The following is a 25,841-nucleotide window of genomic DNA, read 5'->3' on the forward strand; positions in this document are numbered from 1 at the left end:
CATGAGCAAGACCGAGACCGAAGAGCAGCGGGACAGCGGGGAGTACGCCGCCGCCGGCGCGCAGCTCTCCACCGCCCCCGCCGAGGAGGCCCCCGTCTCCGGGCCTTCGTTCGGGGTCGTCGCCTGGGCCCGCTGGTTCTGGCGGCAGCTGACCTCGATGCGGGTCGCGCTGATCCTGCTGTTCCTGCTCTCGCTGGGCGCGATTCCCGGTTCGCTGGTGCCGCAGAACAGCGTGGACGAGCTGAAGGTGCAGTCGTGGAAGGCCACCCACGAGTTCTGGACGCCGCTCTTCGAGCGGCTCCAGCTCTTCGACGTCTACAGCTCGGTGTGGTTCTCGGCGATCTACATCCTGCTGTTCGTCTCCCTCATCGGCTGCATCGTCCCGCGCTCCTGGCAGTTCGTCGGCCAGCTCCGCAGCCGCCCGCCGGGCGCGCCGGGCCGGCTGGACCGGATGCCCGCGTACACGACGTGGCGTACGGAGGCGGAGCCCGAGCGTGTACGTGAGGCCGCGCTCACGATCCTGCGGCGCCGCCGGTTCCGCGCCCACACCGTCGGCAACGCCGTCGCCGCCGAGAAGGGCTATCTGCGCGAGACCGGCAACCTCCTCTTCCACATCGCGCTGATCGTGATGCTGGTGGCGTTCGCGGCGGGCCAGCTCTTCAAGTCCGAGGGCGGCAAGCTGATCGTCGAGGGCGACGGCTTCTCCAACACGCTCACCCAGTACGACGACTTCAAGTCCGGCTCGCTGTTCAGCACGGACGAGCTGTCGCCGTTCAGCTTCACGCTCGACCGGTTCACGGGGACGTACGCCAAGAGCGGGCCGCAGCGCGGTACGCCGCGCACCTACGAGGCCGGCGTGAGCTTCACGCGCGCCGACGGCACCGAGGGCACGAAGACCATCGAGGTCAACAAGCCCCTCGTGTTCGACGACACCAAGGTCTATCTCAACGGCCACGGGTACGCGCCCGTCGTCACCGTCCGGGACGGCAAGGGCGACGTCGTCTTCAACGGCGCCGTGCCGCTGCTGCCCATCGACAACAACGTCACCTCGACCGGCGCGATCAAGGTGATGGACGGCTACCGGGACAAAACCGGCAGGAAGGACCAGCTCGGCTTCCCGGCGATGTTCGTGCCCACCTATGCGGGCAAGGGCAAGGGGCAGATGTTCTCGCAGTTCCCGGGGCTGGAGTTCCCGGTGCTGAACGTCGGCGCCTACCACGGCAGCCTGGGCGTCGACTCGGGTCTGCCGCAGAACGTGTACCAGCTCGACACCCGCAAGATGAAGCCGTTCAAGGACGCCGACGGCAACATCCTGAAGAAGAACCTGCTGCCCGGTGAGACGCTGACCCTCCCCGACGGCGCGGGCTCCATCACGTTCGAGAAGGACGTGAAGGAGTGGGCGACCTTCCAGATCACGCACCAGCCGGCCACCGGCTGGGCGCTGACCGGGGCGATCGTCGCCATCGCGGGTCTGATCGGCTCCCTGTTCATCCAGCGCCGCCGTGTCTGGGTGCGGGCCGTCACCGGCGATGACGGTGTCACCGTCGTCGAGATGGCGGGCCTCGGCCGCAGCGAGTCGGCGAAGCTGCCCGAAGAACTGGCCGACCTGGCCGCGACCCTCAACACAGAGGCGCCCACCGCGCCCGAACCAGTGGAAGTTTCTTCCGAAGGGGCTGAGAAGTGACTCTCGCCGCCGCAACCAACGAGAACCTGGCGAACATCAGCAATGTGCTGATCTATTCGGCGATGGCCGTCTACACGCTGGCCTTCTTCGCCCACATCGCCGAGTGGGTCTTCGGCAGCCGCAGCAAGGTCGGCCGCACGGCCGCCGCGCTGACCGGTGCCGCGGCCGCCGCGGCCCCGGCGGTCATGGTCCGCTCGAAGCAGGGCGGCTCGACCACCGTGCTCGACCGACCGAAGATCGTCACGCGCTCGGCGGCGGGCACCCGCGACGTCCCGGACGGGCCCGGCGCGGCCGGCGGCACGGAGAAGGGTGATCTGTACGGCCGGATCGCCGTCTCGCTGACCGTTCTCGCCTTCCTGATCGAGGCCGGCGGCGTCGTCGCGCGGGCCATGTCGGTGCAGCGCGCCCCCTGGGGCAACATGTACGAGTTCTCCATCACCTTCTCCACGGTGGCGGTCGGCGCGTACCTCGCGTTCCTGCTCGCGAAGAAGAACATCCGCTGGGTCGGTCTGCCGCTGGTCACCACGGTTCTGCTGGACCTGGGCATCGCGACCACCGTGCTCTACACGGACAGCGACCAGCTCGTGCCGGCGCTGCACTCGTACTGGCTGTGGATCCACGTCTCCACCGCGATCATCTGTGGCGCGGTGTTCTACCTGGGGGCGGTCGGCACGGCGCTGTACCTGTTCCGCGACAGTTACGAGAACAAGCTCGCCAAGGGCGGCAGGCCCGGCGCCTTCGCCACCTCGGTCCTGGACCGGCTGCCGTCCGCGGCCTCGCTGGACAAGTTCTCGTACCGCGTCAACGCGGCGGTCTTCCCGCTGTGGACGTTCACGATCATCGCGGGCGCGATCTGGGCGGGCGACGCGTGGGGCCGCTACTGGGGCTGGGACCCCAAGGAGGTCTGGTCCTTCATCACCTGGGTCGCGTACGCCTGTTACCTGCACGCCCGGGCGACGGCGGGCTGGAAGGGCCGCAAGGCCGCCTACCTGGCGCTGATCGCCTTCGGCTGCTGGCTGTTCAACTACTACGGCGTGAACATCTTCGTGACGGGCAAGCACTCGTACGCGGGCGTGTAGGAACCGGGCCCGGCCACCGGCCGATCGTGCCCGGTGGCGCCGGGTCAGTCCGTCGAGATCGCGTCCAGCTGGGCGCGCAGGTGGACGTGCGAGTCCACGCCCCGCACATCGGTGCCGGGATCACACTCGTAGAAGTAGACGAGTGACATCAGCTCCTCCGCCGGCGCGTCCGCCGGCGGAGGCAGCACCCGGTGGCGGCCCGAGCGCCAGCGGCCGTCCGTCCAGCGGGCCATCAGATCACCGATGTTGATCGTGAAGGCGTCCGGGGCGAAGGGCGCGTCCTCCCAGCCGGCCTCGTCGGTGAAGACCTGGAGACCGCCCCTGCCCTTCTGCCGGTCCAGCACGGTGACCGTGCCGAAGTCGGTGTGCGGGCCGATGCGGAACTGGCCCGGCTGCGGCTCACCGATGCGGTCCCGGCTCGGGTACCAGTTGATGTTGAAGCCCCAGGTCGGGTGTCCCGTGTGGCGGGTGAAGAAGGACTCCGGCTCGCCGAGCGCGACCCCGAGGAGCTCCAGAAGGCTGTCCGACAGCTCCCGCATCTGCCCGAGGTACGTCTCGACCAGGACCTTGAGCCGGGGCACCTCACCGGGCCAGGTGTTGGGCAGGAACCACTCGGCGTCCACGGCCGCGTCGCCGGTCGGCTCGTCGGCCGCGAAGGACAGCGACTCCTTGAGGTCCGGCGGTGTCTCGGTGCCCTCGGCGTAGCCGTTGGCCTCCGCGCCCGGGCCGAGCCAGCCGCGGCCGCCGACCCGTACCGCGTACGGCTCCTTCACGGTCTGCGGCAGCCGGAAGAACTCCCGCGCCACGTCCCGGATCTCCGCGCGCACCTCCGGGTCGACACCATGACCCGTGACGAGGAGGAAGCCGGCGCGGCGCAGCGCCTCGTCGGCGACCGCCGCGATGCCCGCGCGGTCCTCCGTATCTCCGTAGTGCCAGTGGCGCAGATCGATGGTGGGAATACCGCGTCCGGTCACCGAAGTCCTCTCAGCGGTCGTCGTCCTCGCGCTCGCGGCGCCGCAGCTCCTCCGCGTCGGCGTCCTTCGCCGCCTGGGCCTCGTCCGCGTCCTTCGCCGCCCGTGCGTCCTTCTCGGCCTTCTCGTCCTTCAGGGACTTGAGGAAGTCGGGGTTGTCGTCCGGGGCGACCCACTGGGTGCGGCGGCGCTCGAACGGCGAGCCGCCGCCTCCCGCCCTCTTGCGGGGGCGGCCCGCGACCAGCCAGGCGACGGGGCCGAGCAGCACCTCTCCGAAGAGGAGCACGATGATCACCCAGACGACCTTCGGGAGGTGCCGGACCTCCTTCTCGGGAGTGTTCAGGCAGTCGATGAAGGCGTAGATCCACAGGGCCAGGACCAGGAGGAAGGGCAGATACCTGAGCATGGTCGTACGGTCCCCCAGGAAGAGGCGGAAGGGCGCGGAACGGGCCCCGGTGACGCCGCCAGGGTAGCCCGTACCGGATACTGGAGCGCATGGCTTACGACGATCTTCGCTCCCTGCTCAGGGCGCTGGAGCGCGAGGGTGACCTCAAGCGCATCAAGGCCGAGGTCGACCCGTATCTCGAGGTCGGCGAGATCGTCGACCGGGTGAACAAGGCCGGCGGCCCCGCCCTGCTCTTCGAGAACGTGCGCGGCTCGGCGATGCCCCTGGCGATGAACGTGTTCGGCACGGACCGCAGGCTGCTCAAGTCGCTCGGACTGAAGTCCTATTCCGAGATCAGCGACAAGATCGGCGGTCTGCTGAAGCCCGAGCTGCCGCACGGCTTCGTCGGGGTGCGCGAGGCGTTCGGCAAGCTCGGCACGATGGTGCACGTCCCGCCGAAGAAGGTGAAGGACGCCCCGGTGCAGGAGGTCGTCCTGCACGGCGACGACGTCGACCTGGACCGGCTGCCCGCGCTGTTCACCTGGCCCGAGGACGGCGGCTCCTTCTTCAACCTGGGCCTCACGCACACCAAGGACCCGGAGTCGGGGGTGCGCAACCTCGGTCTCTACCGGCTCCAGCGTCACGACCGCAACACCATCGGCATGCACTGGCAGATCCACAAGGACAGCCGCAACCACTACCAGGTGGCGGCCAGGCGGGGGGAGCGGCTGCCGGTCGCGATCGCCTTCGGCTGCCCGCCCGCGGTCACCTACGCCTCCACGGCGCCGCTCCCGGGTGACATCGACGAGTACCTGTTCGCGGGCTTCGTCTCGGGCAAGCGGATCGAGATGGTCGACTGCAAGACCGTTCCGCTCCAGGTGCCGGCGCAGGCCGAGGTCGTGCTGGAGGGCTGGCTGGAGCCCGGGAAGACGCTTCCCGAGGGGCCGTTCGGCGACCACACGGGCTTCTACACGCCGCAGGAGCCGTTCCCGGCGCTCACCATCGACTGTGTGACCATGCGCAAGCGGCCACTGCTCCAGTCCATCGTGGTGGGCCGCCCGCCGACCGAGGACGGTCCGCTGGGCCGGGCGACGGAGCGGTTCTTCCTGCCGCTGCTCAAGATCATCGTGCCGGACATCGTGGACTACCACCTCCCCGAGTCGGGCGGATTCCACAACTGCGCGATCGTCTCGATCGACAAGAAGTACCCGAAGCACGCGCAGAAGGTCATGCACGCGATCTGGGGCGCGCACATGATGTCGCTGACAAAGCTGATCGTGGTCGTCGACGCGGACTGCGACGTGCACGATCTGCACGAGGTCTCCTGGCGCGCCCTCGGCAACACCGACTACGCCCGGGACCTGACCGTCGTCGAGGGACCGGTGGACCATCTCGACCACGCCTCCTACCAGCAGTTCTGGGGCGGCAAGGCGGGAATCGACGCGACGAGGAAGCTTCCCGAGGAGGGATACACCCGGGACGGCGGCTGGCCGGAGATGGTCGAGTCCGACCCGGAGACGGCGGCGAAGGTCGACCGTCGCTGGAAGGAGTACGGCCTGTGAGCCCGATCGCCGTGGGCGGCCCCGCCCTGTTCCTCGGGGCCGACACACCGTGCGTCGCCCTGCTGCGCCCGGAGATCGACCCCGCCCGGCCGGAGGTGCGGGAGGCGGCCGAGCGCGCGGGCGTCACCCCCGAGGAGTTCGCCGGACCGTCGGGCCTGTGGCAGCTGATCGCCGACCGTACGGACGGCGAGGGGCGGGAGGTCGCGCTGCCCGAGCTCGGCGACGCGGCGGCGGCCGCGTTCGCGGAGCGGCTGCTGGCCGCCCTGGACGACCCGGACGCGGAGTTCACCGAGACGCTGACGGTGGCGGGCCACGAACTGCTGCGCCTGGACGCCCGCCCGGCCGGTGAGGGCTTCGCCTTCCTGGCCCGGCTCACCCCGCCGGAGTCGGCGGCGACGCCTCCGCTCGACGTGGAGATCGGCCCCACGTCCACGGCGGACCTGCGGGCCGAGCTCGAACTGTTCCGGAGGAACCTCGGATGATGACGACCGCCGACGGCGTGGCCCGGCCCGGCCCGGCGCCGCAGCCCGGACGCACCAAGGCGTTCCTGCGCCTGGTGATGATCGAGCACTCGGTCTTCGCGCTGCCGTTCGCGTACATCGCCGCGCTGACCGCGATGTTCGAGCTGGACAGGAACATCCACTGGGGCCGGCTGCTGCTCGTCACCGTCGCGATGGTGGGGCTGCGGACCTTCGCGATGGCCTGCAACCGCATCATCGACCGCGAGATCGACGCCCGGAACCCGCGCACGGCCTCCCGTGAACTGGTCACCGGAGCGGTGAGTGTGCGCTCCGCGTGGACCGGGGCGCTCGTCGCCGTCGTGGTCTTCCTGGGCGCCGCCGCCGCGCTGAACCCGCTGTGCCTGGCGCTCGCGCCCATCGCGGTGATCCCGATGGTGGTCTATCCGTACGGCAAGCGGTTCACCAACTTCCCGCACGCCATCCTCGGTCTCGCCCAGGCCATGGGCCCGGTCGGCGCCTGGATCGCGGTCACCGGGTCGTGGTCGTGGGACGCGGTGATCCTGGGACTCGCGGTCGGCATCTGGATCGGCGGCTTCGACCTGATCTTCGCCTGCCAGGACGTCCAGGCGGACCGCGCCCACGGCGTGAAGTCGGTCCCGGCCCGCTTCGGCATCCCGGCGGCGCTGTACGGCGCACGCGGCTGCCACGTCGTGACGATGGCGCTCTTCGTCTGGTACGCGCTGGCGACGGACGCGGGCGTGTTCCTGTGGCTGGGCCTCACGCTCGTGGCGGCGGCGTTCCTCTACGAGCACTCGATCGTGCGCCCGCACGACCTGTCCCGGCTGAACAGGGCGTTCTTCACCGTCAACGGGTTCATCGGCATTGCCCTGTTCGTGTGTGCGCTGCTCGATCTTCTGGTTCGCGGCCTCACGGTGTAGACAGCTGGCCCCGCGGTTCGCGGCGGCGGAACACGAACGCCGCCGCGATGCCCGCGACCAGGCCGAAGAGGTGTCCCTGCCAGCTCACTTCGGTGTTGCTGGGGGATATGCCGAGCAGGATCGAGCTGCCCCAGATCGCGCCGATCAGCAGACCCACGCCCACTTCCAGCAGTTTGCGGTCCACGAAGCCCCGGACCACCAGATAGCCGAACAGACCGAAGATCAGCCCCGACGCACCCGCGGTGTTGGTGTTCGACCGCGAGACGAGCCACACGCCCAGGCCGTCCACCACCACGATCAGCAGCGACACGGCGAGGAAGTGGCGGATGCCGCTCAGCGCGGCGATGAAGCCGAAAACCAGCAGCGGGACGGTGTTGGCGGCGACGTGGGCGAAGCCGAAGTGGATGAAGGCGGAGGGGACGACGTCCCCCAGCTCGGACGGCTCGCGGGAGACGATTCCGTACGAGTCGAGGGCATGGCCGCTCGCGGTGTCGATCGCCTCGAGCACCCACAGCAGTGCCACCCAGCCCGCCATCAGCAGGGCAGCTGCCCTGATGCGGGCGCTCCGGCGCCGCTCGGGTACCTGTGGGTATGTCATCGCGGCCCCCTGCGCCGTCCGTGCCTCCACCGGGGAAACGTCAGGCGCACCGCGTTCGGTTCCGGGTCCGCGCCGCCGGATAGGCTCACTGTGTGGAGCAAGGAGAAGTGAACGGCCGCCGGCCCTGGATCGTCGGAGTGTCCGGTGCGTCCGGGACGCCGTACGCCGCTGCCGTACTGCGGGGCCTGCTCGCCGCGGGCGAGAGTGTGGACCTGGTGGTCAGCCGGGCGTCGCGGCTGACGCTGCTCGACGAGACCGGGATCGCCTTCCGCGACGCGCACTGGCGCGACGATCTGCGGGAGTGGCTGGCGCGCGGTGCCGACGGCAAGCCGGGCACCTTCACGGTGGACGTGGACGACGTCCGGCACTGGGCCGCCGGTGATCTGGCCGCCGGGCCGTCCTCGGGGTCGTACCCCGTGAAGGGGATGCTGATCGTGCCGGCCTCGACGGCGTCGGTGGCCGGGGTGGCGCTCGGACTGTCGAAGGACCTGCTCCAGCGTGCGGCGAGCGTGACGCTCAAGGAGCGCCGGCCCCTGGTGGTCGCGGTCCGCGAGACCCCGCTCAACGGGCAGACGCTCCGGCATCTGGTGACGCTGGACGAGGCGGGCGCCGTGGTGCTGCCCGCCTCTCCTGCGTTCTACGCGGGGGCGACGCACATCCAGGACCTGGTGGACTTCGTCGCCGGGCGGGTGCTGGACGCGGCCGGGGTGCCGCACCGGCTCTACCGCCGCTGGGAAGGAGAGCTCGGTGGCTCTCGTACGGATTAGGGGGTGTCCGAAGACTCCCCCTCAGGCCTTCTTCCCGGCCTTGCGCGCCTTGTCGGTGCGGCGGGCGGCCGCGGGGTGGTGGGCACGCGAGCGGTTGGCCAGCTCCTGAAGCTGTCGCATGTGGGCGTGGGCCATCTCGATCGTGTACACGGTGAGACACACTCCTGAAGGATCGTCGCTGATTTTTTGAAAGATTCGCAGGGTCATTCCCCCTGCATGCCTTAGATTCTATACGTAAACTCGCTGGATCGCTGAACAATGGAAGGCTCCAGGCATATGGACGCGGTGGACAGGCAGCTCATCCAGGCGCTGCGGGAGAACGGCAGAGCCTCGTACGCCGAGCTCGGACGGCTTGTGGGCCTCTCCGGGCCGAGCGTCACGGACCGCATCAACCGCCTCGAAGCGGCGGGTGTCATCACCGGTTACCGCGCCACCGTCGACTCGGCCTCGCTCGGTCTCGGTGTCACCGCACTCATCGGCATCTCGCTCTCCGACGCCGCCGACCACGAGGACGTGGCGCGCCGGCTGAAGGACCTCGCCGAGATCGAGGACTGCTGGTTCATCGCGGGCGACGACTCGTACATGCTCAAGGTGCGGGCGAGCGACGTGGACGGGCTGGAGAAGACGATCCGCAGGCTGTCCGGCACCCGGGGCGTCTCGCGCACCCGTACCACCATCGTGCTGTCCACGAAGTGGGAGAACCGGGTCGGCGACTTGCCCGAGGAGAGCTGGACGTAGTCTTGCTGGGTTGGTGGAGCCCGATTGGCATACGTATGGGAGGCCGTCGCACATGGACGTGGGACTCAAGCGCGAGCTCGAGGAGAAAGTCCGGGCCGGAGAGCGGCTGACCCGTGAGGACGGTATCGCCCTCTACGAGTCGGACGATCTCGCCTGGCTCGGCGGCCTCGCCCACGAGGTGCGCATGCGCAAGAACGGCGACGTCGTCCACTTCAACGTCAACCGTCACCTCAACATGACGAACGTGTGCACCGCGTCGTGCGCCTACTGCTCGTTCCAGCGCAAGCCGGGCGAGAAGGACGCGTACACCATGCGCATCGAGGAGGCCGTCCGTCTCGCCAAGGCGATGGAGGGCGAGAACCTCACCGAGCTGCACATCGTCAACGGCCTCCACCCCAACCTGCCGTGGCGCTACTACCCGCGGTCCCTCAGCGAGCTCAAGAAGGCGCTGCCCAACGTCTCGCTGAAGGCCTTCACCGCCACCGAGATCCACCACTTCGAGACGATCTCCGGGATGTCGGCGTCCGACATCCTCGACGAGCTGATCGAGGCGGGCCTCGAGTCGCTCACCGGCGGCGGCGCCGAGATCTTCGACTGGGAAGTGCGTCAGCACATCGTCGACCACCGCACCCACTGGGAGGACTGGTCGCGCATCCACCGCCTCGCGCACTCGAAGGGTCTGAAGACCCCGAGCACGATGCTGTACGGGCACATCGAGGAGCCCCGTCACCGCGTCGACCACGTGCTGCGGCTGCGTGAACTCCAGGACGAGACCGGCGGTTTCCAGGTCTTCATCCCGCTGCGCTACCAGCACGACTTCGTCGACATGCAGGACGGCAAGGTCCGCAACCGCCTCCAGGCGCGCACCACCATGGCGACCGGCGCCGAGGCGCTCAAGACCTTCGCGGTCTCCCGGCTGCTGTTCGACAACGTCCCGCACGTCAAGGTGTTCTGGGTGATGCACGGTGTGCAGACCGCCCAGCTCGCGCTCCAGCACGGCGCCGACGACATGGACGGCTCGGTCGTCGAGTACAAGATCACGCACGACGCGGACAACTACGGCACGCCGAACAAGCTGACCCGCGACGATCTGCTCGACCTGATCCGCGACGCCGGCTTCCGGCCCGTCGAGCGCAACACCCGCTACGAGATCATCCGCGAGTATCCGGGCCCGGACGCCGACCGTCGTGAGTCGCCGCAGCCCATGCGCCTCTGATGGCCCTGGCGTTCACCCTGGATCCCGCCGTCGACCGCACGCTGCACGACGGCCTCGTCACGCTCTGGACCGATGTGTCCAACGCGGGCGGCGCCGTCGGCTTCGTGCCCCCGGTCGCGGCCGATGCCGTGCGGCCCGAACTGGTCAAGCACCTCGCGTCGATGACCGAGGGCCGCACCCGGCTGCTCGTGGGCCACGACGCGAACGGTGAGGTCGCCGCCGCCGCCTTCCTCACCCTCAACACGCACCGGCTCATGCGGCACTGGATCTGGCTCTACACGGTCATGGTCCACCCCACGCACCAGGGCAAGGGATACGGCCGCGACCTCATGGCCTCCGCCGCCGAGGCCGCCCGCGGTCTGGACGGCATCGAGGCGATACGGCTCACCTGCCGCGGCGGCACCGGCGCCGACCGGTTCTACGAGGCCTGCGGCTACAAGGAAGTCGGCCGGGTGCCCGGCGCGATCCGGGTCGCCGAGGGTGACGACCGCGACGACGTCGTGATGCTGCTACCGCTGTACTGAGCCGCCGGGGGTCGTGCTTCACTGGTTTGGCACGATCTGTCGTACGAAGAGAGAAGGCCCACCGTGTCCGCCAAGTCGAGCGCCGCGATCCGGTACACCACTCTGCGCCTCGCCATCTTCATCGGCTGCTTCCTCGCCGTGGGCGGTCTTGTGCAGATCGGCGCGCTCCCCAAGGGACTCGGCGACTCCAACTTCGTCTGGGTCGTCCTGCTCGCCCTGCTCATCTCCGCGCCGCTCAGCTTCGTGCTGCTGCGCAAGCAGCGCGACGCGATGTCCGAGCAGATCGTCACCAAGGTCGACCACACGAAGGCGCGCCTGGAGGCCAACCGGTCGCAGGAGGACGGTGCGGTGCAGTAGCCCGCACGCCTCTTCGGCCCGCGTCACGCCCCGCGCGTCGCCTGCCCCGAACACCCCGCACGCCGTCCGCGTCACACTCCCCGGACGTTGTCTGCGTCACACACCCCGGACGGAAGCAGCCGCTTCCGCCGGGGTTTTCCGTTGCCCCGACGGCCACTTGGGATGCCCCGTCCTCAAAGGGGACCTTTGAGTAGCTCAAAGTTCAAGTGTTAACGTGTTCGACGTGACGACAGCAGTGCGCCTCCACGATGCCGCGAGCCCCCCGCTCGTGGCGCGCCTGCATGTCGACCTCTGCCGCTGTATGTCCGCGGTCTGTTGCCGCTCGGTCTGACCCCGGCATCTCAGCGGCGCCGCGCCATCGCGCACCGGGCGCCGCTCTCCTTGCTCCGTATGACCCGCATCCCCTGTGTCCCCGCATCCGCCGTATCCACCCGATACGCCGCAACTGGAGTGTGTCCGTGTCCGCGAACGCCGCGTCCACCACGACGGAAGAGCCCTCGGGCTCCGGTTTCCGCATACCCAAGGTCCCGTTCTGGGCCCAGATCGTCGCCGGTCTCGTCCTCGGTGTCCTGCTCGGATGGCTCGCCCGCAGCCAGGACATCAACTGGCTCTACAAGACGCTGGAGCAGGTCGGCGACATCTTCGTCCAGCTGCTGAAGCTCGCCGTCGCGCCGTTGGTCTTCTTCGCCATCCTGGTGTCGATCACCAACCTGCGGAAGGTCAACAACGCCGCACGGCTGGCGACCCGCACCCTGCTCTGGTTCATGATCACCTCGCTGATCGCCGTCGCGATCGGCCTGGCCATCGGCCTGATCACCAACCCCGGTGCCGGTACCGGCCTGACCCCGAAGGACGGCGAGAAGCCCGAGCACGCGGGCAGCTGGATCGACTTCCTCACCGGCATCGTCCCCACCGACGTCATCACGCCCTTCACCGAGCTGAACGTCCTGCAGATCGTCTTCATGGCCGCCGTCGCCGGCGTCGCCGCACTCAAGCTCGGTGAGAAGGCCCAGCCGATCCTCACCCTCAGCGAGTCCGTGCTGGAGCTGCTGCAGAAGGCCCTGTGGTGGGTCATCCGGCTGGCGCCCATCGGCACCGTGGGCCTCATCGGCTTCGCCATCGCCGACTACGGCTGGGACCTGATCGGCAAGTACGCGACCTTCACCGCCGATGTCTACATCGGCTGCGCGCTGGTCCTCTTCGGTGTCTACCCGCTGCTGCTCGCGACGGTCGCCAAGGTCAACCCGATCCAGTTCTTCCGCGGCGCCTGGCCCGCGATTCAGCTGGCGTTCGTCTCCCGCTCCTCGGTCGGCACGATGCCGGTGACGCAGAAGGTCACCGAGCGGCTCGGTGTGCCGAAGGAGTACACGTCCTTCGCCGTGCCGTTCGGCGCGACGACGAAGATGGACGGCTGCGCCGCGATCTACCCGGCACTGGCCGCGATCTTCATCGCGCAGATCTTCGACGTGCAGCTGGGCATCCAGGACTACCTGCTGATCGCCTTCGTCTCGGTCGTCGGTTCGGCGGCCACGGCGGGCCTCACCGGCGCGACCGTGATGCTCACCCTGACGCTGTCCACGCTGGGCCTCCCGCTGGAGGGCGTGGGTCTGCTGATGGCGATCGACCCGATTCTGGACATGATGCGGACCGCGACGAACGTCGCCGGTCAGGCGCTCGTGCCGGTGATCGTCGCGGCCCGGGAGAAGATCCTGGACCACGACGCGTACAACTCGGCCACCTCGTCCCCGATCGACGAGGCCGAGCCGCGCGCGACCGAGCAGAAGACGGCGGTGCCCGTCGCCGCCTGAGCAGGTCACGGCCGGCTTGAACAGCGTGAGACCCCCCTTCCGTATGGGAGGGGGGTTAGGGTCTGTCGTTCGGATCAGGCCGGGCTCGCGTGCTCTGGCACGCACGCTCGCTGCGTTGTCGTCAGTCGGCATGGCTCCGCCATGCCTCCCTCCTCCGCCTTGCGATCGCACGCACCAGACCTCGCTCACTGATCCGGCCTGATCCGAACGACAGACCCATTGCTCGTCGTGCCGCCTTGCGGCTGGCCGTAGGCTTACCGCGGAGTAGGGGTGCGGGGGCGGAGGGATGTTCTGAGATGAGTGCGGTGAAGGGCGTGAAGAGCAAGCGCATGCCGAGGGCGGTGCGCGAGCGGCAGATGATGGACGCCGCGGTGCAGACCTTCGGGCAGCGCGGCTACCGGGCGGCCTCGATGGACGAGATCGCGGAGCTGGCGGGGGTCTCCAAGCCCCTGGTCTACCTGTATCTGAACTCCAAGGAGGAGCTGTTCACGGCGTGCATCCGCCGTGAGGCCGCCGCGCTGATCGCTGCCGTGGAGGCGGCGGTGGAGCCGGGGCTGCCGGCGGACCGGCAGCTGTGGGCCGGGCTCGCGGCGTTCTTCACGCACACCGCCGAGCACCCGGACGGCTGGGCCGTACTGCACCAGCAGGCGCGGACGCACGGGGAACCGTTCGCGCTCGAAGTGGCGGCGATGCGCGACGAGATCGTCACCTTTGTGACCGGTCTGATCGCGACCGCGGCCCGCGAGGCGGGGGCGGCCCGGCAGGACCCCGAACTGGCCGACCGGGACGTGGCCGGCCTCGCGCAGGCGCTGGTGGGCGCCGCCGAGTCGCTGGCCGGGTGGATGAACCAGACGGGTGCGGTGTCGGCGAAGGAAGCCGCCGCGACGCTCATGAACTTCGCCTGGATGGGCCTCGGCGAGCTCATGAAGGGTGAGCGCTGGTCCTCCCGCTGAGATGGATCCGGTCGCCGCTGCGGAGCTGGAACGCCGTGCCGGAGCCGGCTGGCTGCGCGGCGTAGGTCACGGAGGCGGGCAGCAGCACCGGAGCCCGGAACTCGGCGCTCGACGCCGTGAGGTGCGGGGTGGCCGACTCCGCGAGGCAGCGGGCGAAGGTCCACATCCCGTGGGCGATCGCCCGGGGGAAGCCGAAGGCCCTGGCGGTCAGCGGATGCAGATGGATGGGGTTGCGGTCGCCGGACGCCGCGCCGTAGCGGCGTCCCAGGTCCGCGGGGAGCTGCCAGGTGCCGACGGCGGGCAGGGGCTCGTCGGGACGGTCCGTGTCCGGCGCGGACCGGTGCCGCGTTCCGGGCGCGGGGCGGTCCGTGTCGTACGAGGTGCGGTGCCGGGCCAGGTAGCCGCTGCGGGACTCCCACACGAGGTCGTCGTCCCGGTGCGCCCGGGTGACGATGGTGACCTCGGTACCCCGCCGGTGCGGGGTCAGCGCCTCGGCGTGGACGGTCAGGACGGGCGTGTCCTCGGGGTGCAGCGGCTGGTGCCCCGTGATCTCGATACGCGTGTGGACCAGCCCGAGCAACGCTAGCGGGAAGCGCCGTGCGGCCATCAGACGCATGGCTAGCGGGAAGCCCAGCACGTGCGGATAGGGGAGCGGCAGAGGTCCGCCGCCGGGGAAGCCGCAGATGCGGGCGTACGCGGCGAGGCGCGCGGGATCGATGCGGACGGGGCCGCCGATCCGGGTCGCGGGCAGTTCGGCGTCCGCGTGGACCCCGCGCTTCAGCGGTGAGGTGAGGGCCCCGCGGGCCAGCGTGAGGGCGAGTGGCACGTCAGGCTCCCAGCAGGCTCTGGCCGCAGACGCGCAGCACCTGACCGCTGACCGCGCCGGAACCCGGGTGGGCGAACCAGGCCGTGGCCTCGGCGACGTCGACGGGGAGCCCGCCCTGGGCGAGGGAGTTCATCCGGCGTCCCGCCTCCCGGACGAGCAGGGGGACGGCGGCCGTCATCCGGGTCTCGATGAAGCCGGGCGCGACGGCGTTGACGGTGATGCCGCGGTCCGCGACGCGGGGAGCGAGGGAGCGGACGAGACCGATGATCCCGGCCTTGCTCGCCGCGTAGTTGGTCTGGCCGGTGTTCCCGGCGATACCGGCGATGGACGAGGTCGCGACGATCCGGCCGCCGTCGCCGACCACGCCGGCCTTCAGGAGCGCGTCGGTGATGTCGAGTACGGCGGTGAGATTGACGTCCAGCACCGAACTCCACCGGTCCGCGGGCATGTTGACGAGGCGTCGGTCGCGGGTGACGCCCGCGTTGTGGACCAGGATGCCGAGGCCGCCGGGGAGGGCGGCGGTGATGCGTTCGGCCGCGTCGGCGGCGGTGATGTCGAGGGCGAGCGCGGTGCCGCCGATGCGGTCGGCGGTGGCCCGGAGGTCGGCCTCGGCCCCGGGCACGTCCAGGCAGAGGACGTCCGCGCCGTCGCGGGCGAGGGTCTCGGCGACGGCCGCTCCGATGCCTCGTGCCGCGCCGGTGACCAGCGCGGTACGCCCGGCGAGCGGGCGCGCGGGATCGTCGCCCGCCGCCCGCTCCCCGTCCGCCACGTGCTCCTCGTCCACCGCGCGCCCGGCGATCTCGATGACCTGCCCGCTGATGTAGGCCGACTTGGGCGAGAGCAGGAAGCGCAGGGTCGATGCGGCTGCGGCAGGAGCGGTGAGGCGGACGAGGTTGGCGGTGCGTCCGCGGCCCAGCTCCTTGCCCAGGGAGCGGGTGAATCCCTCCAGCGCCTGCTGGGCCGCGGCCTGGTGGTGATCGTCGGCCGACAGCGGTGAGCCGAGGACGACCACCCGGCCGCCGGCGCCGAGCGACCGTACGGCCGGGTGCAGCGCGCTGTGCACCTCGGCGAGTCCGGCGGCGGAGGTGACACCGGTCGCGTCGAGGACGAGGGCGGCGGGCGACTGCCGGCCGGCGGGTCCCTCGTCCGGCGCGGTGAGCGGCAGCCCGGCGTCGGACAGCGGCTCCCGCAGCGCCGAGTTCCCGGCCGTGAGCCGCAGCAGCGGTCCGTCCAGGGCCGGCGCGTCGGCGCTCCAGCGGCGCAGCGGGTGCGGCTGGGGCAGGCCGAGCCGCCGGGTCAGAAACCGGCCGGGTGCTGTGCGGGTGAGGTGCAGATAGCGATCGGCCATTGTCCTGGCTCCCAGCTCGGTCGTAGATTTACTCCGGAGTAAGGTTACTGACAAGTCAGGAGCTGGTCGAGATGTTCGCTCGCGCGCCTCGCCGGGTCGCGGTGATCGGTGGCAGCCGTATCCCGTTCGCCAGGTCCGACGGCGCCTACGCCACCGCCTCCAACCAGGAGATGCTGGGCGCGGCGCTGGACGGGCTCGTCGAGCGGTACCGCCTCCAGGAGCCGGACGCGGTGGGCGAGTTCGTCGCCGGTGCCGTCCTCAAGCACAGCCGTGACTTCAATCTCGCCCGCGAGACCGTCCTCGGCTCGGCACTCGACCCGCGGACCCCCGCGTACGACATCCAGCAGGCGTGCGGCACCGGACTGCAGGCGATCGTCGCCGTGGCGAACAAGATCGCGCTCGGCGCGGTGGACAGCGGGATCGCGGGCGGCGCCGACACCGCGAGCGACGCACCGCTCGGCGTCAACGACGCACTGCGCCGGATCCTGCTGGAAGCGCGCCGGGCGAAGAGCGCGGGCGGCCGGCTGCGGGCGCTCGCACACATCCGGCCCCGGCACCTCGTGCCCGACATCCCGCGCAACGCGGAGCCCCGCACCGGACTGTCGATGGGGGAGCACGCCGCCATCACCGCACGCGAGTGGGGGATCGGCCGCACCGAGCAGGATGCGCTGACCGTCGAGAGCCACCGCCGGCTGGCGGCCGCGTACGACCGCGGGCTGCTGGACGAGCTTGTCGTGCCGTACCGGGGTCTGGCCCGGGACGGGAACCTGCGGCCCGGCTCCACCGTGGAGAAACTCGCCGCGCTCAAGCCGGTGTTCGGCACCGGGCACCCGGACGCGACGATGACCGCCGCCAACTCCACCCCGCTCACCGACGGAGCGGCCACCGTGCTGCTGGCGAGCGAGGACTGGGCGGCGGCGCGGGGTCTGCGGCCGCTCGCCTTTCTCACGGCGTACGAGACGGCCGCCGTCGACCACGTCGGCGGGCGCGACGGGCTGCTGATGGCACCCGCGTACGCCGTCCCCCGGATGCTGGAGAGGGCCGGGCTCACCCTCGGCGACTTCGATCTGGTGGAGATCCACGAGGCGTTCGCCTCACAGGTGCTCGCCACGCTGGCCGCCTGGGAGAAGCAGGGGCTCGCTCCGGTGGACCGGGCGCGGCTGAACGTCGCCGGCTCCTCGCTCGCGACCGGGCATCCGTTCGCCGCGACGGGCGCGCGGATCGTCGCCACGCTCGCCAAGCTCCTTGCGGAGCGGGAGGGCCCGGGGCGAGGACTCGTCTCGGTCTGCGCGGCGGGTGGCCAGGGGGTCACGGCGATCCTCGAACGCGCCTGAACGCCGCTGTCCCGTCGGGCAGTTGCCCCGGCCCACCCGCACCCCCCGCGCCCCACGAACACACCCGCACGCGTACAAGGAGTCACACGTGACCGTCGAACCGGTCGAGCCGAGCAAGAGCCTTCAGGGCGGTGTCGTACGCGAGGTCTTTCTGCCGCCGCTCGTGCCCGTCGTCCGCCACGGTTCGCTCGCCGACATCCCCTTCGACAACGCACGCGAGGCGCCCACCGACGCCGTCCTCAGCCGCAAGGGCCCCGGCGGCGAGTGGAACGACGTGACGGCCGGTGAGTTCGCCGACCAGGTGCTGGCGGTGGCCAAGGGCCTGATCGCGGAGGGGCTGCGGCCCGGTGACCGGCTCGCGATCATGTCCCGTACGACCTACGAGTGGACGCTGCTCGACTTCGCGGCCTGGGCCGCCGGGCTGATCACCGTGCCCGTCTACCCGACCTCGTCCGCGTTCCAGGCCCGCTGGATCCTCCAGGACTCGGGAGCCGTCGCGTGCGTCGTGGAGGACACCGCCCAGGCGCGGCTGATCAGCCACGAACGCCAGCAACTGCCCGACCTCACCCGGCTGTGGGCGTTCACGACGGGCGCGGTCGACACGCTCATGAAGGCGGGCGCGCAGATACCCGACACGGTCGTCACCGCGCGCCGGGGCGGCCTGGGGCCGGAGTCGGTCGCGACTCTGCTCTACACCTCGGGAACGACCGGCCGCCCCAAGGGCTGTGTCCTCACCCACGGGAACTTCTTCGCCGAGGTGGACAACGCGATCGAGCTGCTGCACCCGGTCTTCCGGTCGCTGAGCCGCGAGCCCGCAGCCACGCTGCTCTTCCTGCCGCTGTCGCACGTGTTCGGGCGGATGGTGGCGGTGGCCTGTCTGCGGGCGCGCGTGCGGCTCGGGCACGCCCCCTCCATCCGGACCGAGGACCTGCTCGCCGACCTCGCCGGGTTCCGGCCCACGTTCCTGCTCGCCATTCCCTACGTCCTGGAGAAGGTCTTCAACACCGGCCGCGCGACAGCCGAAAAGCTCGGCCGGGCCTCGTCGTTCGACCGGGCGGCGAGGATCGCCCGGCGCTACGGGGAGGCGGTGGAGGCCGCCCACCACGGCACCGGACCGGGGCCCTCGCGCACCCTGCGGGCGGCCCGCGCGCTGTACGACCCCCTGGTCTACCGGCGTATCCGTGCCGCGCTCGGCGGGAAGGTCCGGTACGCGATCTGCGGAGGCTCACCGCTCGGACGCCGGCTCGCCGCGTTCTATGCCGGAGCCGGTGTCCAGATCTTCGAGGGGTACGGGCTCACCGAGACGACGGCCGCGGCGACGGTGACGCCACCGCTCAAGCCCCGGATGGGCACGGTCGGTTGGCCACTGCCCGGAACGGCGGTACGGATCGCCGACGACGGCGAGGTGCTGCTCCGCGGCGGCCAGGTGTTCAGCGGGTACTGGGACCGGGAGCGGGGCGCGATCGTGCCGGTGACCCGCGACGGCTGGTTCGCCACGGGCGACCTCGGCTCGATCGACGCGGACGGCTATCTGACCATCACCGGGCGCACGAAGGACATGCTCATCACCTCCGCCGGGAAGAACGTCGCCCCGGCGCCGCTGGAGGACTGGCTGCGTGCCCATCCGCTCGTCGGCCAGTGCATGGTGGTCGGCGACAACCGCCCCTATGTCACCGCCCTGTTGACGCTGGAGCCCGACGGCATCGCGCACTGGTGCCGTATGAAGAAGAAGCCGCACCTCACCGCGGCGCAACTGGCCGTGGACGAGGACCTGCTGGCGGTGCTCCAGCGCGCGGTGGACGAGGCGAACCGGCTGGTGTCGAGGGCCGAGTCGATCCGCCGCTTCCGTGTCCTGGAAGCCGACTTCACCGAGGAGAGCGGCCATCTGACGCCGTCGCTGAAACTGCGGCGGAGCGCGATCGCGCGGGACTTCACGGCGGAGATCGAGGGCCTGTACCGGTGACGGCGCAACACCGCGGCGCACAGCCGTTGCGTGGGTCGTGCCGTGGCGCGGGTCGTGCGGACCACGGGTCCGGCGCTCCGGAGTCACCCCGGGTGACGCGACGGGCACCCTGTGGAGGGGGATAAGGGCCGATTCGTGCGTGCCCTTCGCCACAGTCGGACCATTCTCTACGCGCCGGTAGGCCGTCTTTCGCGGTTCCCGACTCCCGGGGGCGAGCTGCGACGATGCCCGCCTGTCGGGGGTCCGGCAGCCCAGTGCCACTTACCGGCCCTGTGCCCCGGACAACAGGCGAGTCGGGTCAACGCTGGATAAACTCCTCGTTTGCCGTGCGCGGAATGGGGATTCGCAGCGCACTCCACGACCGAGGGAGAGTGAGAGATGCGTACCAGCCCGTGGCGTGTCGACCGGGGCGAGCCCGGTCCCGGGGATCTGTCCGCCGGCGAACGGCGGACTGCATGACCGTCGCCCCGGAGACCCCGGCCCTCCTCGAGACCCTTCTGGCCGAAGCACCCTCCCCGGCGCTCTACACCGCCGGCGGCGCCGCACCCGAGCGCACTCTCGTGGACATCCTCGACGAGACCGCCCGTCGCCACCCGGACGCTCTCGCCGTCGACGACGGCGTCGCACCCCTCACCTACCGTGCGCTCCTCGACGAGGTCGAGACGCTGCGCCGGCAGCTCGCCGAGACCGGCACGGGGACCGGCGACCGGGTGGGTATACGCGTCCCCTCCGGCACCGCCGACCTGTACGTGTCCATCCTCGCCGTCCTCGCGGCCGGCGCCGCCTACGTCCCCGTCGACGCCGAGGACCCCGACGAGCGCGCCGACCTCGTCTTCACCGAGGCCGCGGTGAGCGCCGTCATCGGCGAAGGCCGCACCATCGTCCCGAGCAGCACCCCCGGCGGCGACACCGGCCGCAGGCCGGCGCCCGACGACGACGCGTGGATCATCTTCACCTCCGGCTCCACCGGCAGGCCCAAGGGCGTCGCGGTCACGCACCGCAACGCCGCGGCGTTCGTCGACGCGGAGGCCGGACTCTTCCTCACCGGCGCCCCGCTCGGCCCCGGCGACCGCGTCCTCGCCGGCCTCTCCGTCGCCTTCGACGCCTCCTGCGAGGAGATGTGGCTGGCCTGGCGGCACGGCGCCTGCCTGGTGCCCGCCCCCCGCTCCCTCGTCCGCACCGGCCTCGACCTCGGCCCCTGGCTCGTCGAACAGCGCATCACCGTCGTCTCGACGGTCCCCACACTCGCGGCCCTGTGGCCCGCGGAAGCGCTCGACGAGGTACGTCTGCTGATCTTCGGCGGTGAGGCCTGCCCGCCCGAGCTGGCGGAACGCATGGCGGTCCCCGGCCGCGAGGTGTGGAACACCTACGGCCCCACCGAGGCCACCGTCGTCGCCTGCGCGGCCCCGCTGACCGGCGAGGGCCCGGTGCGCATCGGCCTGCCGCTCGACGGCTGGGAACTCGCCGTCGTGGACGGCCGCGGCGACATCGTGGCGATGGGCGAGACCGGCGAGCTGGTGATCGGCGGCGTCGGCCTGGCGCGCTACCTGGACGAGGCGAAGGACGCCGAGAAGTACGCCCCCCTGCCCGCACTCGGCTGGGACCGCGCCTACCGCAGCGGTGACCTGGTGCGCGCGGAGGAGGAGGGCCTGCTGTTCGTGGGCCGCGCCGACGAGCAGATCAAGCTCGGCGGCCGCCGAATCGAGCTGGGCGAGATCGACGCGGCGCTTCAGGCGCTGCCGGGCGTGGCCGGCGCGGCGGCGGCGGTCCGCACGACCGGTGCGGGCCACCAGCTGCTGGTGGGCTACGTGGTACCGGCGGCGCCGGACGGCGTGACGCCCGCGGACGCGCTCGACGACATGGCGGAGGTGCCGCAGACCGAGGGCGCCGAAGCCGTGGCGCAGGGAACGGACGCGCCCACCGGTGCACCGGACGATGCCGATGCCGATGCCGTGCCCGGCGGCGGGTTCGCGTTCGACCTCGACGACTCGCTCGCGCGGCTGCGCAAGGAGCTGCCCGCCGCGCTCGTCCCGCTCCTCGCCGTCGTCGACGATCTGCCGACCCGCACCTCCGGCAAGGTCGACCGCAACGCCCTGCCCTGGCCGCTGCCGAACACCGGCACGGGCGACACCGCCGAGGCCGTCGATCTCACCGAGACCGAGGCCTGGCTCGCCGAACAGTGGACCGACCTCCTCGGCGTGCCGGTGAGCGGCCCCGACGCCGACTTCTTCGCCGGCGGAGGCGGCAGTCTCGCCGCCGCACAGCTCGTCTCCCGGATCCGTGAGCAGTACGCCACCGGGTCCGTCGGCGACATCTACCAGAACCCGACGCTCGGAGCCCTCGCGCTCACGTTGGAGCGGACCTCCCCGCGCAGCACGAAGGCCCGCCCGGTGCGGCCGGTGCCGCGCAAGACGGGGATCGTGCAGATCCTGCTCATGCTGCCGCTGCTGACCGTCACCGGACTGCGCTGGTCGGTCGTCGCGGCCGCCGTCAACAACGTCGTCGCCCTGCCCTGGGCCCCCACCGTCTCCTGGTGGTGGGTGGCGCTCGGCTGGCTCCTGTTCCTCAGCCCGGCCGGCCGGATCGTCATCGCCGCCGGCGGCGCACGGATGCTGCTGCGCGGGGTGCGCCCCGGCACGTACGCACGCGGCGGCGGAACCCATCTGCGCCTGTGGACCGCCGAACGCCTCGCCGAACTCAGCGGCGCGACCAACCTCGCGGGCACCTGGCTCACCTATTACGCCCGCGCGCTCGGTGTCCGGATCGGCGAGGACGTCGACCTGCACTCCCTGCCGCCGGTGACCGGCATGCTCCGGCTCGGCCGCGGCAGCGCCGTGGAGCCCGAGGTGGACCTCTCCGGCCACTGGCTGGACGGGGACCGGCTGCACATCGGAGCCGTACGCATCGGCGCCGGAGCCACCGTCGGCGCCCGCAGCACGCTCTTCCCCGGCGCGCGGATCGGCAAGCGCTCCGAGATCGCGCCCGGGTCCGGAGTGACCGGGACCGTGCCGGCCGACGAGCGCTGGTCCGGCGTGCCGGCCACCCGCAAGGGCAAGGCCAACCGCCGACTCCCCGAAGGCCGTCCGCGGCGCAGACGCCGCTGGACCGCCGTCTACTCCCTGACCTCGCTGTTCCTCAGTCTGCTGCCGGCGCTCGCTGCGCTGCCCGCGCTGCTGGTGATGGGCGCCTTCGTGGACGGCACGCACGGGCTCGGTGACGCCCTGGCCGCCGCGCTGACCGCCGTACCGCTCGCCACTCTGGTGGCGATGGTCGGCTACGCCCTGCTGATCGTCGCCGGCGTCCGCACGCTCGGCGTCGGACTGCGCGAGGGCCACCACCCCGTGCACGGCCGGATCGCCTGGCAGGCATGGGCGACCGAGCGGCTCATGGACATGGCGCGCGTCCATCTCTTCCCCCTCTACGCGAGCCTGTTCACGCCCGTGTGGCTGCGGGCACTGGGCATGAAGGTGGGCCGCGGGGTCGAGGCGTCGACGGTGCTCGCGCTCCCCGCGATGACCACGGTCGGCGACGGCGCGTTCCTGGCCGACGACACGCTGGTGGCCTCCTACGAACTCGGCGGCGGCTGGCTGCGGATCGCCGAGGCCCGGGTCGGCAAGCGCGCGTTCCTCGGCAACTCCGGGATGACCGCCGCCGGGCGCCGGGTGCCCAAGCGCGGTCTCGTCGGGGTGCTGTCGTCGACACCGAAGCGGGCCAAGGCGGGCTCGTCCTGGCTCGGTATGCCTCCGATGAAGCTGCCGCGCTCGGCGCAGGAGAGCGACCAGAGCCGTACCTTCGCCCCGCCCGCCCGGCTGAAGTGGGCGCGCGCGTGCGTCGAGCTCTGCCGGATCGTGCCGGTGATGTGCAGCGTGGCGCTCGCCGTCCTCGGGCTCGCGGTCTTCGAGCTGCTGGCGGCCCGGTACGGATTCGCCGTCGCCATGACCGCCGGCGGAGCGGTGCTGTTCACCGCCGGTGTGGTGGCGTGCCTGGTGGCGATCGCGGTGAAGTGGCTGCTGGTGGGCCGTTTCAAGGCCGTCGAGCACCCGCTGTGGTCGTCGTTCGTGTGGCGCAACGAGCTCGCGGACACCTTCGTCGAGGTGCTGGCCGTGCCGTGGCTGGTCGGTGCGAGCGCCGGCACACCGCTGATGAACCTGTGGCTGCGCGGGCTCGGCGCCCGCATCGGACGCGGTGCCTGGTGCGACACGTACTGGCTGCCCGAGGCGGACCTGGTCAGCGTCGGCAGCGGCGCGAGCGTCAATCGCGGCTGCGTCGTCCAGACCCACCTCTTCCATGACCGGATCATGCGCATGGACAATGTCGTTCTCGGCGCGGGCGCGACACTCGGCCCGCACGGCATCGCGCTGCCCGGCGCGGTGATCGGCGACCGGGCCACGGTCGGTCCGGCGTCGCTGGTGATGCGCGGGGAGAGCGTGCCCGCGGACACCCGCTGGCTGGGCAACCCGATCGCGGCATGGCGGAAGTGAGCACGGGCGCGACAGCGCAGCACACGCAAGACCCAAAGGACGCACGGGTGACGGACTTGTATCTGCCGCAGCACGGCGACAGCGGTTACCGGACGACGCGGTACGACCTGGAGCTGGACTACATCCCGCACACCGGGCGACTGTCCGGCCGGGCCCGGATCACCGCTGTCGCCGAGCGCGCGCTGCCCGAAATCGCCCTCGACCTCGGGCAGTTCCGGCTCAGCAAGGTGCTGGTGGACGGCGCCCGCCCGGCCCGGTACACGCACCGCGGGGACAAGCTCCGGATACGTCCGGCGCGACCGCTGCGGGCGGGCGCCGACTTCACCGTCGAGGTGCGCTACACGGGAGTGCCGCATCCCGTGCGCACCCGTGACTGGGGCGACCTCGGCTGGGAGCAGCTGGACGAGGGCGCGCTGGTGGCCTCGCAGCCGCACGGCGCCAGGTCCTGGTTCCCGTGCAACGACCGCCCCGACGACAAGGCCGTCTACCGGATCGCGGTGACCGCGCCCTCGCCGTACACGGTGATCGCGAACGGCACGCTCACCTCGCGCACGATGAGCGCCTCCACGACGACCTGGGTGTACGAGCAGTCCGCTCCGATGGCCACGTATCTCGCGACCGTGCAGATCGGCCCCTACGAACTGGTCGATGTCCCGCGCGCGGGAGCCGTGCCGCAGCCCGCCGCCGTGCCGCGCTCCCTCCTCGGGCGCTTCGGGCGGGACTTCGCGCGCCAGCCGCAGATGATGACCGTCTTCCAGGACCTGTTCGGGCCCTACCCCTTCGACGACTACGCGGTCGTGGTCGTCGACGAGGAACTGGACGTGCCGGTCGAGGCCCAGGGCCTGTCCATCTTCGGTGCGAACCACGTCGACGGGCGGCGCGGCAGCGAACGCCTGGTGGCGCACGAGCTGGCCCACCAGTGGTTCGGCAACAGCCTCACGGTCGCCGACTGGCGGCACATCTGGCTCAATGAGGGCTTCGCGAAGTACGCCGAGTGGCTGTGGTCCGAGATGTCGGGCGGGCCCTCCGCGTCGGCGATGGCCGCGAAATCGCGGGCGCGGCTGGCGCTGATGCGGCAGGACGTCCGCATCGCCGACCCCGGTCTGCGGAGGCTGTTCGACGACCGGGTCTACGAGCGCGGCGCGCTGACACTGCACGCGCTGCGCATGGAGATCGGGCACGCGGCGTTCGTGGCGCTGCTGCGGCAGTGGACGTCGACGCACCGGCACGGTGTGGTCACGACGGAGGAGTTCATCGCGCTGGCCCGCGAGCACTCACCGCGCCCGCTGGACAAGCTGTTCACGACGTGGCTGTACGAGCCGAAGCTGCCGCCGCTGCCGCGGCAGCGGTGAGCGGGCGGCGCGGGGCGTTCGGGGCCGGCCCCTCAGCCCTCCGCGCGTCATTCCTTCGCGCGGGCCTCGCGCCACTCGGTGAGGACCGTGTCGATGTCGAACGGCTTGCGTCCCAGCGGCGGGCCGGGCGGCGGACGGAGGATCGCCGCGGTGATCTTCTCGTTGATCCCGGTGAGGATGCGCCGGACCTCGGACTCCGTCGTGGCGCGGTCCACCGCGTCCCGTGCGTCCTCCGCCTCCTTGCGCAGTGCCAGCGTCGGCGGCAGGACGGAGACGCCCTCACGGTGCATCTTGCTCTTGACCCACCACAGTTCGTCGTACGGCGCCTTGTCGTCCGGCAGTGGTTTTCCGAAGCCGGGCAGTGAGGTGAAGTCACCGCGTTCGGTCGCGTCGCGGATCTGCTTGTCCACCCACGACTCGAAGCTGACACCCGGGGGCTTTCGCTCGGTCACGTCCTGACCTCCCGTCTCGGTCTCCCCATCGTAGGCGGGCCGGG

At 71.2% G+C, this 25,841-nt stretch carries 23 protein-coding genes; 16 read left to right on the forward strand and 7 right to left on the reverse strand.

The genetic code is table 11. The features are described from left to right. The first annotated feature begins 1 nt into the window (after window position 1). Window positions 2-1,684: a cytochrome c biogenesis protein ResB gene (gene resB / locus ACQPWZ_RS20945; RefSeq protein ID WP_340474646.1), complete on the forward strand. Its 1,683-nt coding sequence runs from the start codon at window positions 2-4 to the stop codon at window positions 1,682-1,684. Then, on the forward strand, window positions 1,681-2,763 hold the full coding sequence (ccsB, locus tag ACQPWZ_RS20950; RefSeq protein WP_433572124.1) for a c-type cytochrome biogenesis protein CcsB: 1,083 nt from the start codon (window positions 1,681-1,683) through the stop codon (window positions 2,761-2,763). The genes resB and ccsB overlap by 4 nt, the downstream gene beginning before the upstream one ends. Window positions 2,764-2,807: 44 nt before the next feature. On the opposite strand, the gene ACQPWZ_RS20955 is transcribed toward ccsB, so the two are convergent. Then, entirely contained in the window at window positions 2,808-3,737 is a 930-nt protein-coding gene (locus tag ACQPWZ_RS20955; RefSeq protein ID WP_433572125.1) for an isopenicillin N synthase family dioxygenase, read from the reverse strand. 10 nt (window positions 3,738-3,747) lie between these two features. After that, entirely contained in the window at window positions 3,748-4,140 is a 393-nt protein-coding gene (locus tag ACQPWZ_RS20960) for a PLD nuclease N-terminal domain-containing protein (RefSeq protein ID WP_340474649.1), read from the reverse strand. An 89-nt stretch (window positions 4,141-4,229) separates the two neighbouring features. On the opposite strand from ACQPWZ_RS20960, the gene ACQPWZ_RS20965 reads away from it, so the two are divergent. The 3 genes from ACQPWZ_RS20965 to mqnP are packed head-to-tail and all read left to right on the forward strand — an operon-like array spanning window position 4,230 to window position 7,080. Further along, entirely contained in the window at window positions 4,230-5,681 is a 1,452-nt protein-coding gene (locus ACQPWZ_RS20965) for a menaquinone biosynthesis decarboxylase (RefSeq protein WP_327681465.1), read from the forward strand. Beyond that, a complete protein-coding gene (locus ACQPWZ_RS20970; protein WP_433572126.1) occupies window positions 5,678-6,163 on the forward strand; it encodes a hypothetical protein in 486 nt (161 codons plus the stop codon). The genes ACQPWZ_RS20965 and ACQPWZ_RS20970 overlap by 4 nt, the downstream gene beginning before the upstream one ends. Further along, a complete protein-coding gene (mqnP, locus tag ACQPWZ_RS20975; RefSeq protein ID WP_340474651.1) occupies window positions 6,160-7,080 on the forward strand; it encodes a menaquinone biosynthesis prenyltransferase MqnP in 921 nt (306 codons plus the stop codon). Before ACQPWZ_RS20970 ends, mqnP begins: the two co-directional genes overlap by 4 nt. Here the strand turns inward: mqnP and ACQPWZ_RS20980 are convergent. Next, the gene (locus ACQPWZ_RS20980; protein WP_433572127.1) at window positions 7,070-7,678 is read right to left on the reverse strand and encodes a rhomboid family intramembrane serine protease; all 609 of its coding nucleotides are present in this window, start codon (window positions 7,676-7,678) and stop codon (window positions 7,070-7,072) included. The genes mqnP and ACQPWZ_RS20980 overlap by 11 nt on opposite strands. A gap of 107 nt (window positions 7,679-7,785) precedes the next feature. Between ACQPWZ_RS20980 and ACQPWZ_RS20985 the strand changes: the two genes are divergently transcribed. After that, window positions 7,786-8,445, forward strand: coding sequence for a UbiX family flavin prenyltransferase (locus ACQPWZ_RS20985; protein ID WP_340477951.1), 660 nt, complete (start codon window positions 7,786-7,788; stop codon window positions 8,443-8,445). Window positions 8,446-8,466: 21 nt separating this feature from the next. On the opposite strand, the gene ACQPWZ_RS20990 is transcribed toward ACQPWZ_RS20985, so the two are convergent. After that, window positions 8,467-8,595 (reverse strand): hypothetical protein, encoded by a 129-nt coding sequence (locus tag ACQPWZ_RS20990; RefSeq protein ID WP_340478198.1) that lies wholly within the window; start codon window positions 8,593-8,595, stop codon window positions 8,467-8,469. A gap of 126 nt (window positions 8,596-8,721) precedes the next feature. On the opposite strand from ACQPWZ_RS20990, the gene ACQPWZ_RS20995 reads away from it, so the two are divergent. From ACQPWZ_RS20995 to ACQPWZ_RS21020, 6 genes are all read left to right on the forward strand, one after another. Beyond that, entirely contained in the window at window positions 8,722-9,183 is a 462-nt protein-coding gene (locus tag ACQPWZ_RS20995; protein ID WP_313944791.1) for an Lrp/AsnC family transcriptional regulator, read from the forward strand. Window positions 9,184-9,235: 52 nt separating this feature from the next. Further along, entirely contained in the window at window positions 9,236-10,399 is a 1,164-nt protein-coding gene (gene mqnE, locus ACQPWZ_RS21000) for an aminofutalosine synthase MqnE (protein WP_340474654.1), read from the forward strand. Continuing rightward, entirely contained in the window at window positions 10,399-10,923 is a 525-nt protein-coding gene (locus tag ACQPWZ_RS21005) for a GNAT family N-acetyltransferase (RefSeq protein ID WP_340474655.1), read from the forward strand. The genes mqnE and ACQPWZ_RS21005 overlap by 1 nt, the downstream gene beginning before the upstream one ends. Window positions 10,924-10,986: 63 nt before the next feature. Then, on the forward strand, window positions 10,987-11,280 hold the full coding sequence (locus ACQPWZ_RS21010; protein WP_340474656.1) for a DUF4229 domain-containing protein: 294 nt from the start codon (window positions 10,987-10,989) through the stop codon (window positions 11,278-11,280). Window positions 11,281-11,738: 458 nt separating this feature from the next. Next, on the forward strand, window positions 11,739-13,088 hold the full coding sequence (locus ACQPWZ_RS21015) for a dicarboxylate/amino acid:cation symporter (protein WP_327681454.1): 1,350 nt from the start codon (window positions 11,739-11,741) through the stop codon (window positions 13,086-13,088). A gap of 296 nt (window positions 13,089-13,384) precedes the next feature. Further along, window positions 13,385-14,041: a TetR/AcrR family transcriptional regulator gene (locus ACQPWZ_RS21020; RefSeq protein ID WP_313944786.1), complete on the forward strand. Its 657-nt coding sequence runs from the start codon at window positions 13,385-13,387 to the stop codon at window positions 14,039-14,041. Here ACQPWZ_RS21020 and ACQPWZ_RS21025 read toward each other — a convergent pair. Then, window positions 14,010-14,867, reverse strand: a complete 858-nt coding sequence (locus ACQPWZ_RS21025) for a MaoC family dehydratase (protein WP_433572128.1) — start codon at window positions 14,865-14,867, stop codon at window positions 14,010-14,012. The genes ACQPWZ_RS21020 and ACQPWZ_RS21025 overlap by 32 nt on opposite strands. Window position 14,868: 1 nt before the next feature. Next, complete coding sequence (locus ACQPWZ_RS21030; protein WP_433572129.1) at window positions 14,869-16,215, reverse strand: 3-oxoacyl-ACP reductase; 1,347 nt, start codon at window positions 16,213-16,215, stop codon at window positions 14,869-14,871. A 71-nt stretch (window positions 16,216-16,286) separates the two neighbouring features. Between ACQPWZ_RS21030 and ACQPWZ_RS21035 the strand changes: the two genes are divergently transcribed. The 4 genes from ACQPWZ_RS21035 to ACQPWZ_RS21050 all read left to right on the forward strand — a co-directional run bounded on the left by ACQPWZ_RS21035 (window position 16,287) and on the right by ACQPWZ_RS21050 (window position 25,345). Beyond that, window positions 16,287-17,549 carry an acetyl-CoA C-acetyltransferase gene (locus tag ACQPWZ_RS21035; protein WP_433572130.1) on the forward strand — a complete coding sequence of 421 codons (1,263 nt, stop codon included), beginning with the start codon at window positions 16,287-16,289 and terminating at the stop codon, window positions 17,547-17,549. A gap of 88 nt (window positions 17,550-17,637) precedes the next feature. Continuing rightward, window positions 17,638-19,512 carry an AMP-dependent synthetase/ligase gene (locus ACQPWZ_RS21040; RefSeq protein WP_433572131.1) on the forward strand — a complete coding sequence of 625 codons (1,875 nt, stop codon included), beginning with the start codon at window positions 17,638-17,640 and terminating at the stop codon, window positions 19,510-19,512. A gap of 455 nt (window positions 19,513-19,967) precedes the next feature. Then, window positions 19,968-23,993, forward strand: a complete 4,026-nt coding sequence (locus tag ACQPWZ_RS21045) for a Pls/PosA family non-ribosomal peptide synthetase (protein ID WP_433572132.1) — start codon at window positions 19,968-19,970, stop codon at window positions 23,991-23,993. A 47-nt stretch (window positions 23,994-24,040) separates the two neighbouring features. Then, window positions 24,041-25,345 carry a M1 family metallopeptidase gene (locus ACQPWZ_RS21050; protein WP_433572133.1) on the forward strand — a complete coding sequence of 435 codons (1,305 nt, stop codon included), beginning with the start codon at window positions 24,041-24,043 and terminating at the stop codon, window positions 25,343-25,345. A gap of 47 nt (window positions 25,346-25,392) precedes the next feature. Here the strand turns inward: ACQPWZ_RS21050 and ACQPWZ_RS21055 are convergent, their stop codons facing one another. Further along, window positions 25,393-25,797, reverse strand: a complete 405-nt coding sequence (locus tag ACQPWZ_RS21055) for a DUF1992 domain-containing protein (RefSeq protein WP_433572134.1) — start codon at window positions 25,795-25,797, stop codon at window positions 25,393-25,395. Window positions 25,798-25,841 lie beyond the last annotated feature (44 nt).

This window comes from Streptomyces sp. CA-251247 (assembly GCF_050952975.1).
GTDB classification, from domain to species: domain Bacteria; phylum Actinomycetota; class Actinomycetes; order Streptomycetales; family Streptomycetaceae; genus Streptomyces; species Streptomyces achmelvichensis.

Bases quoted from the DNA above. Each gene is read 5' to 3' on its own strand.
- ACQPWZ_RS20965 (WP_327681465.1), top strand. From the start codon at position 4,230: ATGGCTTACGACGATCTTCGCTCCCTGCTCAGGGCGCTGGAGCGCGAG.
- ACQPWZ_RS21045 (WP_433572132.1), top strand. From the start codon at position 19,968: ATGACCGTCGCCCCGGAGACCCCGGCCCTCCTCGAGACCCTTCTGGCC.
- ACQPWZ_RS20995 (WP_313944791.1), top strand. From the start codon at position 8,722: ATGGACGCGGTGGACAGGCAGCTCATCCAGGCGCTGCGGGAGAACGGC.
- ACQPWZ_RS21035 (WP_433572130.1), top strand. From the start codon at position 16,287: ATGTTCGCTCGCGCGCCTCGCCGGGTCGCGGTGATCGGTGGCAGCCGT.
- ACQPWZ_RS20980 (WP_433572127.1), bottom strand. From the start codon at position 7,678: ATGACATACCCACAGGTACCCGAGCGGCGCCGGAGCGCCCGCATCAGG.
- ACQPWZ_RS20960 (WP_340474649.1), bottom strand. From the start codon at position 4,140: ATGCTCAGGTATCTGCCCTTCCTCCTGGTCCTGGCCCTGTGGATCTAC.
- ACQPWZ_RS21020 (WP_313944786.1), top strand. From the start codon at position 13,385: ATGAGTGCGGTGAAGGGCGTGAAGAGCAAGCGCATGCCGAGGGCGGTG.
- ACQPWZ_RS21005 (WP_340474655.1), top strand. From the start codon at position 10,399: ATGGCCCTGGCGTTCACCCTGGATCCCGCCGTCGACCGCACGCTGCAC.
- mqnP (WP_340474651.1), top strand. From the start codon at position 6,160: ATGATGACGACCGCCGACGGCGTGGCCCGGCCCGGCCCGGCGCCGCAG.
- mqnE (WP_340474654.1), top strand. From the start codon at position 9,236: ATGGACGTGGGACTCAAGCGCGAGCTCGAGGAGAAAGTCCGGGCCGGA.
- resB (WP_340474646.1), top strand. From the start codon at position 2: ATGAGCAAGACCGAGACCGAAGAGCAGCGGGACAGCGGGGAGTACGCC.
- ACQPWZ_RS21030 (WP_433572129.1), bottom strand. From the start codon at position 16,215: ATGGCCGATCGCTATCTGCACCTCACCCGCACAGCACCCGGCCGGTTT.